This window comes from Methylovirgula sp. 4M-Z18 (genome assembly GCF_037890675.1).
Lineage (GTDB): Bacteria > Pseudomonadota > Alphaproteobacteria > Rhizobiales > Beijerinckiaceae > 4M-Z18.
On record NZ_CP149574.1, the window covers coordinates 3,484,081 to 3,498,662 of the forward strand.

The 14,582-nt window shown below is 62.7% G+C and carries 13 protein-coding genes; 6 read left to right on the top strand and 7 right to left on the bottom strand.

What is annotated here, in order from left to right:
* Positions 1-161: 161 nt before the first annotated feature.
* The 3 genes from V9T28_RS16215 to V9T28_RS16225 form a co-directional block, all read right to left on the bottom strand.
* A complete protein-coding gene (locus tag V9T28_RS16215) occupies positions 162-638 on the bottom strand; it encodes an HPr kinase/phosphorylase (protein WP_116400082.1) in 477 nt (158 codons plus the stop codon).
* Positions 635-2,470 (bottom strand): sensor histidine kinase, encoded by a 1,836-nt coding sequence (locus V9T28_RS16220; RefSeq protein ID WP_116400083.1) that lies wholly within the window; start codon positions 2,468-2,470, stop codon positions 635-637. The genes V9T28_RS16215 and V9T28_RS16220 overlap by 4 nt, the downstream gene beginning before the upstream one ends.
* Positions 2,471-2,570: 100 nt before the next feature.
* Entirely contained in the window at positions 2,571-3,269 is a 699-nt protein-coding gene (locus V9T28_RS16225; RefSeq protein ID WP_116400084.1) for a response regulator transcription factor, read from the bottom strand.
* Between the two features lie 216 nt (positions 3,270-3,485).
* Here V9T28_RS16225 and V9T28_RS16230 point away from each other — a divergent pair, with 216 nt between their 5' ends.
* From V9T28_RS16230 to V9T28_RS16240, 3 genes are all read left to right on the top strand, one after another.
* Entirely contained in the window at positions 3,486-3,959 is a 474-nt protein-coding gene (locus tag V9T28_RS16230; protein WP_158554751.1) for a HugZ family pyridoxamine 5'-phosphate oxidase, read from the top strand.
* A gap of 207 nt (positions 3,960-4,166) precedes the next feature.
* Complete coding sequence (locus V9T28_RS16235) at positions 4,167-5,780, top strand: phosphoenolpyruvate carboxykinase (RefSeq protein WP_116400086.1); 1,614 nt, start codon at positions 4,167-4,169, stop codon at positions 5,778-5,780.
* 68 nt (positions 5,781-5,848) lie between these two features.
* Positions 5,849-5,992 (top strand): hypothetical protein, encoded by a 144-nt coding sequence (locus tag V9T28_RS16240; protein ID WP_158554752.1) that lies wholly within the window; start codon positions 5,849-5,851, stop codon positions 5,990-5,992.
* A 63-nt stretch (positions 5,993-6,055) separates the two neighbouring features.
* Here V9T28_RS16240 and V9T28_RS16245 read toward each other — a convergent pair whose 3' ends face one another.
* Both V9T28_RS16245 and V9T28_RS16250 read right to left on the bottom strand, forming a co-directional pair.
* Positions 6,056-7,057 carry a GlxA family transcriptional regulator gene (locus tag V9T28_RS16245; protein WP_116400087.1) on the bottom strand — a complete coding sequence of 334 codons (1,002 nt, stop codon included), beginning with the start codon at positions 7,055-7,057 and terminating at the stop codon, positions 6,056-6,058.
* Positions 7,054-7,617, bottom strand: coding sequence for an isochorismatase family protein (locus tag V9T28_RS16250; RefSeq protein ID WP_116400317.1), 564 nt, complete (start codon positions 7,615-7,617; stop codon positions 7,054-7,056). The genes V9T28_RS16245 and V9T28_RS16250 overlap by 4 nt, the downstream gene beginning before the upstream one ends.
* Before the next feature lie 257 nt (positions 7,618-7,874).
* Between V9T28_RS16250 and V9T28_RS16255 the strand changes: the two genes are divergently transcribed.
* The gene (locus V9T28_RS16255) at positions 7,875-8,663 is read left to right on the top strand and encodes a class II glutamine amidotransferase (protein ID WP_116400088.1); all 789 of its coding nucleotides are present in this window, start codon (positions 7,875-7,877) and stop codon (positions 8,661-8,663) included.
* A 10-nt stretch (positions 8,664-8,673) separates the two neighbouring features.
* Positions 8,674-9,087: a GFA family protein gene (locus V9T28_RS16260; RefSeq protein ID WP_116400089.1), complete on the top strand. Its 414-nt coding sequence runs from the start codon at positions 8,674-8,676 to the stop codon at positions 9,085-9,087.
* A 61-nt stretch (positions 9,088-9,148) separates the two neighbouring features.
* On the opposite strand, the gene V9T28_RS16265 is transcribed toward V9T28_RS16260, so the two are convergent.
* Positions 9,149-10,243 (bottom strand): serine hydrolase domain-containing protein, encoded by a 1,095-nt coding sequence (locus V9T28_RS16265; RefSeq protein ID WP_158554753.1) that lies wholly within the window; start codon positions 10,241-10,243, stop codon positions 9,149-9,151.
* A 224-nt stretch (positions 10,244-10,467) separates the two neighbouring features.
* On the opposite strand from V9T28_RS16265, the gene V9T28_RS16270 reads away from it, so the two are divergent.
* Positions 10,468-11,514, top strand: a complete 1,047-nt coding sequence (locus V9T28_RS16270; protein WP_116400091.1) for a hypothetical protein — start codon at positions 10,468-10,470, stop codon at positions 11,512-11,514.
* Here V9T28_RS16270 and polA read toward each other — a convergent pair.
* Positions 11,511-14,504 (bottom strand): DNA polymerase I, encoded by a 2,994-nt coding sequence (gene polA / locus V9T28_RS16275; RefSeq protein ID WP_116400092.1) that lies wholly within the window; start codon positions 14,502-14,504, stop codon positions 11,511-11,513. The two genes, V9T28_RS16270 and polA, sit on opposite strands and share 4 nt — an antisense overlap.
* Between the last annotated feature and the right edge of the window lie 78 nt (positions 14,505-14,582).

Below are 14,582 nucleotides of genomic sequence, written 5' to 3' on the forward strand. Positions count from 1 at the left end.
CCCTACCGTTCATACGCATCCCAGCACTCCTAGGGTCGCCCAACCCAAGCCAAAATCCGCTGGGGTGGGCTCATCCGCCCCGCGTGGGGACCGCATTTTCTGCATTGCCGCGAAATTGGCAAGTGAAATACCAACACATCTAGCACGATCCCCAGTGCCGATTAACCATGTTCATGCAGCCAAGTGAGGATAATATGGGCATTTTCCTCCGCCAAATGCTGCGCAGACAACGTCAGATGCGGGTTCGTCACCCCAAGAATGCGCTCGGTCAGGTCCTCTGCCTCGGGCAGACGCGGCGTTAGGTCGCGCTTCGACAAATCCACAACCAGGCGCACCACGGCGGCATCCTCGTGCGGCAGACGCACGATGCCCTGGCCGAACCGCTCGATCTGGCCGGCGATGGCGGGATGGGCCGAGACAATCAGCCTGTCGCCTCGAACCGCGAGGCGGACCCGATCGTCACCGATCAGCCGCACGAATTGGCGGTCGTCCGCAGCCTCGATCAAGGCGAGCGCGAGGCTCGACTTGCCGGTCCCCGAGTCCCCGCGGATCAAAATGCCGCTGTCGCCGATCACGACCGCCGTCGCGTGGACATATCCGGACGCGCTGAAACGCGCCTGTTCCTCGTCCCAAGTCATGGCCGTGGCAACCAGACGGTGAAGCGGGCGCCCACGATATTGGGGCCGGCGGCCTCCTCGATCCCCGGTTTCAGCGGCGCCTTGCGGACGCCGGTGCGGTTCGTAGCCCAGATGAGGCCCTTGTGCGCTTCCACGATCTGGCGTGAGATCGACAGGCCAAGGCCCGAATTCTGCCCAAAGCCCTGGCCCGGCCGGTCGGTGTAGAAGCGCTCGAAAATGCGCTCGAACGCATGCGCCGGAATGCCCGGCCCGTCGTCCTCGACCTCGATCTCGATGCCGCGTCGTTCATGTTCGGGATCGAACGCGGTGAGCAACGTGACCCTGACCTCGCCGCCCGGCGCGGAAAATGAGCGGGCATTGTCGACGAGATTGTTGATGACCTGGCCCAAACGCGATTCATTGCCGCTGATCAGATAGGCGAGCGCCGGATCCTCGCCCTCCTCGCAATCCGGCGCGAGCACTTTGAGGCGCACGCGCACCTTGTCGTCGTGCCGCAACTCGTTGGCGAGAACCACCACAGCGTCGAGCATCGCCTTGACGTCGATCGGGATATTGTCGGCGCGGGCAAGTTCGGCATCGAGCCGCGAGGCATCGGAAATGTCGCTGATGAGCCGATCGAGCCGGCGCACGTCGTGCTGGATCACGCCCAGCAGGCGCTCGCGCGCCTCGTCGGTCCGCACCCGCGGCAGAATTTCGACGGCACTGCGCAGCGATGTCAGGGGATTCTTCAATTCATGCGACACGTCGGCGGCAAAGCTCTCGATCGCTTCGATGCGGTTGTAGAGCGCCTTGGTCATGTCGCGCAGCGCGCCCGACAAATGGCCGATCTCGTCGGCGCGGTCGGTGAAATCCGGGATTTCCTGGCGCGATTTGATGCCGCGCCGCACCCGCTCCGCCGCTTCCGCCAATTTGCGCATCGGCCCCGCGATCGTGCCGGCGAGAAACAGCGAGACGAGAAACATCACGACGGTGCAGAAGAGATACACGCGCAAAATCGACCAGCGTTCCGCTGCGATCGCGCGGTCGATGTCACCGCCCTGGGTTTGCATCAACAGAACGCCGCGCACATGGTGATAGCGCTGCACCGGGATCGCCACATAAACGATGGTCTCGCCGCGCGGATTCAGCCGCACCATAGTTTGCTGATAGCCCTTCAACGCGGCCACGACCTCCGGCAGTGAACTCGTGGTACTCACCGGCTCGTCGGCCGGCGTTGCCTCCGCCCCGAACAGGCGCCGCATCACGGCAGTCCAGAGGCGGCGCGGCAGACTTGGCGACGTCTGCACCGGCGGCGGCAGGTCGGCGCTGAGCACGGAGCCGTGGAGCATGATTGAATCGAGCACCAGCGTGCCGTCGGCATCGTAGACGCGCGCCCGTGTGCCGCTCGGCAGGACGCGGCGCAGCAGCGGCGCGACGCGCTCAGGAATGAGCGAAAATTGTGTGGACGAATCCGCTTTGAGCTCCTCGCCCGGCGCCATCTGCATCAGCCTGTCCGGATCGATGACGATCGAATCGGATTCGAGCTTGGCCGACGCGGCAATGGCGCCGGCGATGATCTCGCCCTGCGTCTGCAAGCTTTGCACGCGCGCATCAATCAGCCCCTGGCGGAACTGATTGAGATACAGAAAGCCGATCAGCAGAATGACCAGCCCGCCAAGATTGAGGACGATGATACGGCGGGTCAGCGACGAGGAGAAACGGTTGGCCATGCTGCGCGAGAGCGCCCGCAACCGCACCGAAAGGGTGCGGCGCGCGTGCCGGCGCTGGCGGCGTGACCGGTCCTCGACGTCCGCAACCAGGTCGTCGTCCGGGTTTCCAGCCTCAATGCTCATAAGATAATCTTAGCACATTTCACACCGTCCGGAGCGAACATCTTGTCCTCCCCGGCGGCCCTTTCCAGCGGACAAAAGTCCGCGATCGCGAAACGCCCCGCTAGACTTCCTTGAAACGATAGCCGACGCCATAAAGCGTTTCAATCATTTCGAAACTCGGATCGACCGCGTTGAATTTCTTGCGCAGGCGCTTGATGTGGCTGTCGATCGTGCGGTCGTCGACATAGACCTGATCGTCGTAAGCGGCATCCATCAGGGCGTTGCGGCTTTTCACCACGCCCGGGCGGGTCGCCAGCGCCTGCAGGATCAGAAATTCGGTGACGGTGAGAATGACCGGCTCGTTGTTCCAGGTGCAGGTGTGCCGCTCCGGATCCATCTTGAGGGCGCCGCGCTCCAGGATCTTGGCTTCCGATTCCTTCTGGGCCGCAGCCTCTTTCGGATTGGCGCGGCGCAAAATCGCCTTCACGCGCTCGACCAGCAGGCGCTGCGAGAAGGGCTTATGGATGAAATCGTCGGCACCCATCTTGAGGCCGAACAATTCGTCGATTTCCTCGTCCTTGGACGTGAGGAAGATCACCGGCAGATCGGACTTCTGGCGCAGGCGGCGCAACAATTCCATCCCGTCCATGCGCGGCATCTTGATATCGAAGATCGCGAGATCGGGGGGACTGGCGCGCAAACCGTCGAGTGCCGCGGCTCCGTCGGTATAGGTCTGGATACGATAGCCTTCTGCCTCCAAAGCCAGGGACACGGAGGTCAGAATGTTGCGGTCGTCATCCACCAAAGCAATCGTCGGCATAAAAAATTCCTAGGTTGTGTAGTTGACCCCAGCTTAGAACATATAGAGGCCAAATTGTGGCGGCGCTTCCGATGCGCTGGAGTGGCCATTTTTATATTGTCATTTCAAGTGACTAGCGAATTCCTCGAAACGTCCCTTGGACGCCCGATTCGCGACCCGGCGGTCGCGTGCGCGCGTTTCGTGAATGCGGCGCCATTTCCGTGCTAAATGCAAACCATGACAAATCCCATTCTGCCGACCGACGCCGCCGCGCGGGACCTCGCCCTGCGGCTCATCCGCGAGGGGGTAAGCGCCTCGCTCGCCACGCTTGATCCGAGCGGTCATCCCTTCGCCAGCTTGATTGCCGTCGCGGGCGACGACGACGCGCGGATTTTCAGCCTCATGTCGGCGCTCTCGGCTCATACCAAGCATCTTGCAGCGGATCCGCGCTGCGCCTTGCTGATCGCCCCCGGCGGCAAGGGAGATCCCCTCGCCCATCCGCGCCTGTCGTTGAAGTGCCAGGCCCGCTGGATCGCGCGAGAGAGTGATGAAGGGCAGAGAGCCAGAGAACGGCTGCTGCACGGCAACCCGGGGGCCAAGATTTATATAGATTTCCTCGATTTTCGCCTTGTCGTCTTCGACATTCAAGCCGCCAGTTTGAATGCGGGCTTCGGTAAAGCCTATGAATTGTCGCGCAACGACTTATTCTGAGGGGCAACGACGAAGATATCTTCTTGCCAAAGTAGCATGCCAGCCACGTATAAAACCGGCGATTTCTTTATTTCGATAATAAAATAAAATCATAAACTATGGTGGGCGCGAAATCGGCTTGCCAGTATCAAGACCCGCCTCTAAAGCGGGAAACATGTTGGGCACAACAAAAACGTCATAAAAAGCCCCTGTCCCCAAGGAGCCACGATGGAACAGCAAGGACTTTTCAACGCCCAATGCGGCGTCGAGGCATTCGGCCTCAAAAATCTCAAAGCCGTCTATTACAATTTCGAAGCGCCACGCCTCTATGAAGAAGTGCTCGGCCGCCGCGAGGCGGCGGTTGCCAAAGGCGGCGCCCTCGTCGCCGAAACCGGCGTGCATACCGGCCGCTCGCCCAAGGACAAATTCATCGTCCGCGACGCGCTGACGCAAGATGCCGTCTGGTGGGACAACAACGGCGCATTGACGCGCGGGCAATTCGATCTGCTCCTTGCGGATTTCCTGAAACATGCGGAGGGCAAGGAGCTTTTCGCGCAAGACCTTTACGGCGGCGCCGATCCGGCAAACCGCGTGCGCGCGCGGGTCGTCACGGAATATGCCTGGCACTCGCTGTTCATCCGCAATCTTCTGATCCGCCCCGAGTTCGACGAACTCAAGTCTTTCGTGCCGGAACTGACCATTGTCGACCTGCCGTCTTTCAAGGCCGACCCACAGCGGCACGGCTGCCGCTCGGAGACCGTGATCGCTTGCGATTTCTCGCGCAAGATCGTGCTGATCGGCGGCACCTCCTATGCCGGCGAGATGAAGAAGTCGGTCTTCACCTATCTCAACTTCACCTTGCCGGCCGCGCGCGTGATGCCGATGCATTGCTCGGCCAATGTCGGCGACAAGAAGGATTCAGCGGTCTTCTTCGGCCTTTCTGGCACGGGCAAGACGACGCTGTCGGCCGATGCGTCGCGCACGCTGATCGGCGACGACGAGCATGGCTGGGGCAAGGACGGCATCTTCAATTTCGAAGGCGGCTGCTATGCCAAAGCCGTGAAATTGTCGCGCGAGGCGGAGCCCGAAATCTACGCGACCACCGAGCGCTTCGGCTCGATCATGGAAAATGTCGTGCTCGATCTGCTCACGCGGGTGCCCGATTTCGACGACACCTCGAAGACCGAAAACACCCGCGTCGCCTACCCGCTCGATTTCATCCCGAACGCGTCGGAGACCGGCCGCGCGCCGCATCCGAAAAACATCGTGATGCTGACCTGCGATGCCTTCGGCGTGCTGCCGCCAATCGCCAAGCTCGATGCAAGCCAGGCGATGTATCACTTCCTGTCCGGCTACACGGCGAAAGTCGCCGGCACCGAAAAAGGCGTCACCGAGCCGCAGGCGACCTTCTCGACCTGCTTCGGCGCGCCCTTCATGCCGCGCCATCCGTCCGAATACGGCAATCTCTTGCGCGAACTCATCGCCAAGCACCATGTCGATTGCTGGCTCGTCAACACCGGCTGGACGGGCGGCAAATATGGCGTCGGGCGCCGCATGCCGATCCGCGTGACGCGCCGCCTGCTGGCGGCAGCGCTCGATGGCTCGCTCAACCGCGCCAATTTCCGCACCGATCCCTATTTCGGCCTCGCGGTGCCGACCTCCGTGCCCGGCGTGGAGCCGCATATTCTGCAACCGTCGAAGACCTGGGCCAGCAAGGCCGAGTTCGCCGAGACGGCCAAGAAACTCGTCGCCATGTTCCGCGAGAATTTCGTGAAATTCGAGCCGCACGTGGACGCCGAAGTCAAAGCCGCGGCCCCTGCCCTGCAGATCGCCGCGGAGTAAGGATTTTCGCGCAAAAAGTACGTGGCGTGCCCTTCTCCAGCGCGAAAGCGTGCGAGAAGGTGCTCTCCATGAACCACAAGACCAAGCAGCTCTATTCGATCGTCGCCGAAGGCTCCGCCGACCCATCGAAAAAGATCCTGACCCAGATTTCGCCCTTCTATCCGAACACCGTGTTTGCCAACACCTTCCAGGTGCTGACCTATTCGAAATAGGTTGCGGCAGAACTGACATCACGCGGGCTTCCGGCACGGCAAACCCGCGTGTTTCATTTCGTTCTATGACGATGCGACCCGCAGACGCGCGGGCGACGTGCCGTGGAGCCGGTTCCAGGCCCGGCGGAACTGGCGGGTCGAGGAAAATCCGGCGCGCTCCGCCACGCTTTCCATGTCGAGCCGCGAGCCGATCACCAGTTCGCGGGCGAGCGCGATGCGCATCCGGTTCACATAATCCGTCACGCTCATGCCGGCATGGTCGTTGAACAGCCGGGACAGGTTGCGCGAGCTCGTCGCTGCCACTTTCGCCAGCATCTCCACCGACCAATCGCGGGACGGATCAGCGCCGACCGCATCCTGCGCGCGGTGGATCGCCGGATGGATGTGATTGCGTCCCTCAAGCCAAGGCGAGAGCTGCGGATCGGCGCCGGTGCGGCGCAGATAGATGACGAGGTTGCGCGCGACGGCGAGCGCCGTGGCATGGCCTGCCGCCTCGGCGACGAGCGCGAGCATCAGATCGATGCCGGCGGTGACCCCGGCGCTCGTCAGCCGCTCGCGGTCTTCCACATAAAGGCGGTTCTCGCGCACCCGCGCCGTCGGCGCGAGCCGTATCAGCTCGGGCAGCATCGTGTGATGGGTGGTGCATTCGTAACCTTCGAGCAGCCCGGCCCGCGCGGCGAGCAGCGCGCCGGAGCAGATGGTTGCGAGCCGGATGCCCGGACGGATGGCGCGCGCCAGCCATTGCACGATCCTGGCCTCGGCGGGCGCATCGGCGGCGTGGGCACCGGCTGCGGCATTCAGCGGCTCGTCCACCGCGCCGCAGACGACGACCAAGGCATCATCCGGCAGACGGTCGGGCAACGCCGCAATGCCGGTAAGCTCCAGGCCGACCGAACTGTGGACGCTCTCCGTTGCTCCCACATAGGTAACCGCGAAGCGAATGACCGTCTGTTCGAGATTGGCCCGGCGCAGCACTTCCACCGGACCGGCAATATCGAGCAGCAAGGCGCGCGGTGGCACCACGACGAAGACGGGAATGGTCCGTTGCTGCTCGTTGCGGCTCATGCGGCGGCCTGCTCCGGTTCATCGGCGAGCGCTTGCGCGACTGAGACGATGCGTGCGAAACGCCCCGCCAGAACCAATTCCGTCCGGGCGCGGATCTCCGCCGCGCTCCATTCGCGGCCGGTCGCATCGGTCATCGGAAAGGTCAGGGTCGCCTCGCCGACATAGTCGACCGCGTAACCGAGATCGGAGGCGTGCCGCGCCGTCGTCTCGCAGCATTGCTCGGTGCGGATGCCAGACACGATCACCCGGCGAATGCCGTTGGCCGTCAGCCAGACGTCGAGCCCGCTGCCGATGAGCGCGCTGTGCCGGCGCTTGCGAAACACCGCATCCGGCTCAATGCGCAGCGGCGCGAGCGCAGTGACGAAACCGGACGCCTCCGAGAAAACGCCAGCATCTTCCACGTGGAAGATTTGCACGATGGGGATACCGGCCACTTTCGCGCCATCGATCAGCGCCTGCTGACGCGCGAGATAGGCCGGGAGTTCCTGATCCCGGAAATAGGGGCGATGGCGGAAGGATTCCTGCACGTCGATCACGAGAAGGGCTGTCTTACTGGACATTTCATTACGTCTCCATGCGGTCAGATGCAAAGAGAATAGGCCGCGCACGAGGATCGGAAAATGCCGATTGCGGACGGATAGAGGACAAATCGCGCCACGATTGGAGATTGCCATTGCGGCAAATTGTTTAAAAGACGGGGCCTTCGTCGCCGTGTCCCAGCGCACCGAAAACATTCATCGATCCGTCATAATTCTTGTGCGAGTTTCGCCTTTACGCGAAATTGCCTGTAAGAATCGCGCAACTTAATGAGGCTTCGATGTGCCGCTGGCTGGCCTATCAAGGTGAACCGACGTGGCTGGAAACCTTGGTTTCCGCCCCGAGCCATTCGCTGGTGGCGCAATCGTTGCACGCCGACGAGGCGAAAACTACGACGAATGGCGACGGATTTGGCCTTGGCTGGTACGGCGCGCGCGAATGTCCTGGCCTCTACCGCGAAATCCGGCCGGCATGGTCCGACGAGAATCTCAAGAGCCTGTGCGCGCAAGTGCAGTCGCACCTGTTTTTCGCGCATGTGCGCGCCTCGACCGGCACGGCGATCGCCCGCGCCAATTGCCATCCCTTCGTGCATGGCAAGATGATGTTCATGCACAATGGCCAGATCGGCAATTACGCCGCCATCCGCCGCCGGCTCGACATGCTGATCCCGGACGAGCTTTACGCCCGCCGCGAAGGCTCGACGGATTCGGAAGCGATCTTTCTCGCCGCGATCGGCGCGGGCCTCGAACATGATCCTGTCGGGGCGCTCGCCGCGACGCTCAACCGCGTGCGGACGATGATGCTGGAAACCGGTACGACCGAAGCCTTGCGCTTTACCTCCGCCATCAGCAACGGCGAGGATCTATATGCCGTGCGCTGGGCGTCGGACGAGCGGGCGCCGAGCCTCTATTACCGCGAGACGGAAGATGCGCTCGTCGTCGTGTCGGAACCGCTCGACTCCGACCGCACCTGCTGGAAGGAAGTGCCGAAAGGCTGTACGCTCATCGCGCGCAAAGGCGAAAAGTTGCGGGTGCGCTGCATGAACGAGGCGATGCGCCTCGCGGCTTGAGGACTTCGGGATGAATGTGACGGGCGGTTGTTTGTGCAAGGCGGTGCGCTTCGAGATCGCGGCCGCGCCGATCACCGCGCGCACCTGTTGGTGCCGCCTGTGCCAATACGTCGGCGCCGGCAGCGCGACGGTGAACGTCGTCTTCCCGAAAAGCGCGGCCAAAGTCACCGGTTCAAGCGCGGTCTATCGTTGCATCGCCGACAGCGGCGCGCATATGAACCGGAGTTTCTGCGCCACCTGCGGCACACATTTGTTCAGCGAGGCGGAAGAGCGGCCGCATCTTCTCATCGTCCGCGCCGGCACGCTGGACGACCCGGAAATCGGCAAGCCGGAGATGACGATCTGGACCAAGACAGCCCCGAGCTGGGCCTGTTTCGATCCCGCCCTGCCGCAACACGAGGGACCGGCGCCACCGGCGAAGTGACGTCTGGCATGCGCAGCATTGCTTTCTCTCAGATTGGCAAAGCCCGTTCTGCCGATACCACTCAGCGCTGCGCGGCGGGAAGAACGAACCGATTGAGCACGGTGGCGCCGACCCAGTCTTGCGCCGCGCTCGCATAAATGCCGGCATGGACCAGCACGACAAGATCAAGGGACGGCACTATGAACAGCCGCTGGCCGCCATATCCCATGCCAGCCACCCAATCGACTTCGCGACCGTTGACCAGCGAGCGCCCGAGCCAGAACTGAAACCCGTAGAACATGGCGCCCGGAGCGTTCATGTGCGGCGCCGTCGCCGTCTCGATCCAGGCTTCCGGCACGATGCGCTGGTTACGCCACAGTCCGCGCGAGAGCACGAGCTGGCCGAGCTTGAGCGTGTCCAAGGGGCGCAGCCGCAGCCCCGAGGCGGCAGCCGGCAGTCCCGAACCTGGCAGCCGCGCCCAATGCGCGTACCTAATTCCGAGCGGCAGAAACAGATTTTCGTGCACGACCTGATCGATCGTCTTGCCCGTCGCCGCCTGCAGGATGCCAGCCATCAGCGCCGTCGTGCCGCCATTGTAGGTCCAGACCAGGCCGGGGTCATGGCTGACCGGCTGCGACAGCACGACGCGGCACGGATCGGGCGCCCGGCTCATGCGCACTTCGCTATTGGCGGGGTCGCTGTAGGGAACCTCTTCGTTCCACGCCAAGCCGGGCGACATGGTCAGGAGATGGCGCAAAGTGATGCGATCTTTCTCCGGCGTCCATAGATCGGCATAGGCGGGAAGAAGCGAGAAGACGGGAGCGTCGATGTCGCGGATCCAACCTTGTTCAAGGCCGATGCCCACGGTGAGCGCCACGACACTCTTGGAAATCGACCGCAGGTCGTGGGGAACGTCAGGCCCGAAATCGACTTTCGCCGCGGGCTTGCCCCATTCCGTATCTTCGCCGCTGTAATATTGCTCGAAGGCCAATTTGCCTTGGCGCGCAACGAGAATCGCGTGGACATTCGCTTCCCCGCAATGCGCGAAAGTCTCCGCCATTTGGCGCAAGGCCTGCGGATCAAGCCCCACATCCGCCGGCTTCGCCCCGTCCCAGCCACTTGCATCCGTGGCGGGAGCACCATCGCTTTCTTGTGCACGAGGAGAAGATGAGATCATGGCCGCTGACTCGCAATGAAATAACAACATTGAGGCATTCGCCCTAAGGATACCGCAGGCAGCCCCCGCGGACATCACGACATGAAGCATAGGCGAAGCGCAGCACGCGCATTTGATCGAGTTTGCTCCTTTCGACGCTGGAACCGGGATAGCCGTTCAATGCGCCTCATCCAGTTTCCTGCAGCCTTAATTTCGCCATAAATTAGTTAATGATAACTAACATTATGCCCTCACGTTCGCTTCCGACCATTCCCTATTTCGACGCGCGCGCAACCGGCCTTGCGGCCCATTTGCACGCCCGCGCCGCCGCCGCGCGCGCATTGCGCGATGCCTGCCTGCCCTTGCCTGCCGCGCTGATGCCGGTGCTCACACCCCTCGACCTCTTGATGGGCCGCTGGTTGGGCCGCTCCGCCTCCATCTACCGGCGGGAAGCGGCAGAGATGGCGGCGCATCTGAATTTCGCCGGCGCCATGACCATCAACATGTCGTATCAATACGGCTGCACCACGGGTGCGGGCCAGGGCCCGGACGGCGCGCCGCTGATGCGCCGCTCGCTCGATTGGCCGTTTCACGGCCTTGGCCGCATGGTCGAGGTCGTTCATCAGCGCGGCGCGGCGGGCGATTTTTACAATGTCACCTGGCCAGGCGCCATCGGCGTGCTCACCGCACTCGCGCCGCAACGCTTCGCCGCCGCCATCAATCAAGCGCCCTGCGTGCGGCGCACGCCGGGCGCGCCGTTGCGCGGGTTCGATTATGCGGTGAATTTCCATCGCACCGTCACGAAAGAAACCGGCTGGCCACCCGATCACCTGCTGCGCTACGCCTTCGAAACCTGCACGGATGCAGAGGCGGCCGTCGATCTTCTGTGCCGCGAGCCGGTAAGCCGCCCCGTGCTCTTCTCGCTTTGCGCGCCGCACGTGCAATCCTGCGCCGTGATCGAGCGGCGCGAGCGTAAGGCGTGCGTCTATCGCGGGGTGTTTGCGGTGGCCAATGATTGGCAGAAACCGGAGCGCGCCTGGGAGCCGCGCGGCGAACCCTATTTCGACCGCCGCCGCGACAATGCCGCGCGGCACGCCGCCATGCAGGCGGCTCTGCGCGCGAGCGAGCAGGAGTTTTCCTGGGTGAAAATCCCCATCCTCAACCGCAACACCCGCCTCGCCGTGGAAATGTCGCCGGCGAGCGGCACGTTGCTGGTGCTGGGTTATGAGCGCGCGACAGGGGGAGCGTTGCCGGCGGCGGCGACGGGCGTTTTCGATTTGACCACCGTCTAGTGCGCCTCGTCCCAATTCCGCGCCGCCTTCGCATCGACCTGCAACGGCACTGAGATTTGCACCGCCGGATGCGGCGCATTCTCCATCACTTTGCGCACGACCTTGATCGTCGCCTCGACCTCCATGTCCGGCACTTCGAACACCAATTCGTCGTGCACCTGCAGGAGCATGAGGGCGGAGAGTTTTGCCTCTGCCAGCGCGTCATCCATCCGCACCATGGCGCGGCGGATGATGTCGGCGGCCGAGCCTTGGATCGGCGCATTGATCGCCGCCCGCTCGTTGAAGGCACGCTCGGACGGGTTCGAGGCCGTAATGCGCGGATAATGGCATTTGCGTCCGAAGATCGTCGAGACATAGCCCTGCTCGCGGCAGGTCTTTTTGGTCACATCCATATATTCGCGAATGCCGGGAAAGCGCTCGAAATATTTGCGGATATAGGCGCCCGCCTCTTCGCGCGAAATGCCGAGCTGATTGGCGAGGCCGAAGGCCGAAATGCCGTAGATGATGCCGAAATTGATCGCTTTCGCCCGCCGCCGGATTTCCGACGGCATGCCCGCGACCGGCACGCCGAACATTTCGCTCGCCGTCATCGCATGAATGTCGAGCCCGTCGGCAAAGGCTTTCTTGAGCTGCGGAATATCGGCGATATGCGCAAGCACGCGCAATTCGATCTGGCTGTAGTCGGCCGAAATGAGCTTGTGTCCCGGCGTCGCGATGAAAGCCGTGCGTATTTTCCGCCCTTCCTCATTGCGGATCGGAATGTTCTGCAAATTCGGGTCGGAGGACGACAAACGCCCGGTTGTCGTTGCGGCAAGGGCGTAACTCGTGTGCACGCGATGCGTTTGCGGATGCACGAAATTCGGCAACGCGTCGGTGTAGGTCGATTTCAGTTTCGCGAGCTGGCGCCAATCCAGAATGCGCGCGGGCAATTCGTGTCCCTGTTCGGCAAGATCGTCGAGCACGCTGGCGGAGGTCGACCACGCGCCGGTCTTGGTCTTCGTGCCGCCGGGCAGTCCCATCTTGCCGAAGAGAATGTCACCCAATTGTTTCGGCGAACCGAGGTTGAACGTCTCGCCGGCAAGCTCATGGATCTCATGCTCGAGCCGCGCCATGCCTTGCGCGAATTCGCCCGACAGGCGCGATAAGATCTGCCGGTCGATGGAAATGCCGCGCGCCTCCATTTTGGCGAGCGTCTCCACCATCGGGCGTTCCAACGTCTCGTACACGTTCACCAGCTTTTCCGCCGGCAGGCGCGCCTTCAACACGTCCCATAGGCGCAAGGTGACATCGGCATCCTCCGCTGCATAGGCCGTTGCCTTATCGAGCGGCACGCGCGCGAAGCCGATGAAATTTTTGCCCGAGCCCGCGACTTCCGAAAACGCGATCGGCTTGTGCCCCAGATATTTCTCCGACAATTCGTCCATGCCATGGCCATTCACGCCAGCGTCGAGCACGTAGGACAGAAGCATCGTGTCGTCGTAAGGTGCGATCTCGATGCCGCGCGCCTTCATCACGAGATAATCGAACTTGATGTTCTGGCCGATCTTCAACACCGATGGCGCGGTGAGGAGCGGTTTCAGCCGTGCCAGGACATCGCTCTCGCGCAATTGGCTTTCGATGAGATCATTGCCGCCGAAGAGGTCGCCAGAGCCCGCGGTGCGATGGCCGACCGGCACGTAGCACGCGCGGCCGGCGTGGGTCGCGAGCGAGAGGCCGACGAGTTCGGCCTGCATCGGATCGAGCGACGAGGTTTCCGTGTCGAACCCGACAAGGCCGAGATCCATGGCCTCAGCAATCCACGCGTCGAGCGCCTCCAGGCTTGTGACGCAAGGATAGCTTGCCGCATCGATCGGTGTCGCCAAAGCTGCAGCAGCACGTGTCTTCGCCAAAGCCGCCGGCGTCGCTGCATCAGCCTCGGGCGCAGCGGCGGCTTTTGCCGGCGCGGGCGCAGGCGTCTCGCTCGGCGCGGGTTGCGGCTGCGGCGCGGCCACGCCGTTGCGGCCACGCCAAGCGCCAGGGCCAATAAAGGCAGGATCGGGCTCGATTGCCGCGACATCCGCGCCATAAAGATCGCCGACCCGTTTGGTGATCGCGTTGAATTCGAGCGCCTTGAGGAAACCGACGAGCTTGGCCGGATCGGGCTTTGGCAGCGACAACGTGTCGAGCGGCACCTCGAGATCGACATCCTGCACCAGCGTCACCAGGGTCTTCGAAATGCGGATCAGCGCCACCGTTTCGGGATTGGTCAGCGTTTCTCGCCGCTTCGGCTGTTTGATCTCGCTCGCACGCGCCAGCAGCGTGTCGAGATCGCCATATTCGCCGATCAATTGCGCGGCGGTTTTCACGCCAATGCCCGGTGCGCCAGGCACATTGTCGGTCGAATCGCCGGCGAGCGCCTGGATGTCAATCACCTTGTCAGGCCCGCCGCCGAAATAGGCCGCGACCTCGTCGGGCCCGATGCGCCGCTCCTCACGGTCGCCCGAAGCCGGATCGAACATCGCCACTTTGGGTCCGACGAGCTGCATCAGGTCCTTGTCGGCGGAGATGATCAGCACGTCGGCGCCGCGCGCGCTCGCCTGTTTCGCATAGGTCGCGATGAGGTCGTCGGCCTCATAGCGGTCCTGCTCGATCGGGGTCAGACCAAAGGCCCGCACCGTTTCGCGCATCAGCGGAAATTGCGGAATGAGGTCTTCCGGCGGATCGGGCCGGTGGCTCTTATAGGGTGGGTAAATTTCCTTGCGGAAGGAATTTTCCGACTTGTCGAAAATGATCGCGAGATGGGTCGGCTTGATGCCCGCCGCGCCCTCGCGCACGAACTGCAGCATCTTCGTGGCAAACAGCCGCACCGCGCCGACGGGCAGGCGGTCGGAGCGATAATTGTATTTCTGGTCCTGCCGAATCGACTGGAAATAGGCGCGAAAGACAAAGGACGAGCCGTCGACCAGAAAAACATGGTCGCCGGGCTTCACGGGATGCGAGCTTTGAGTCATAGGCCGAGCATACAAGCCTGCCCGCGGCCACGCCATCCCGAAAACCAATCGTGAACAAAAAATGCTGCCCCTGGCGCC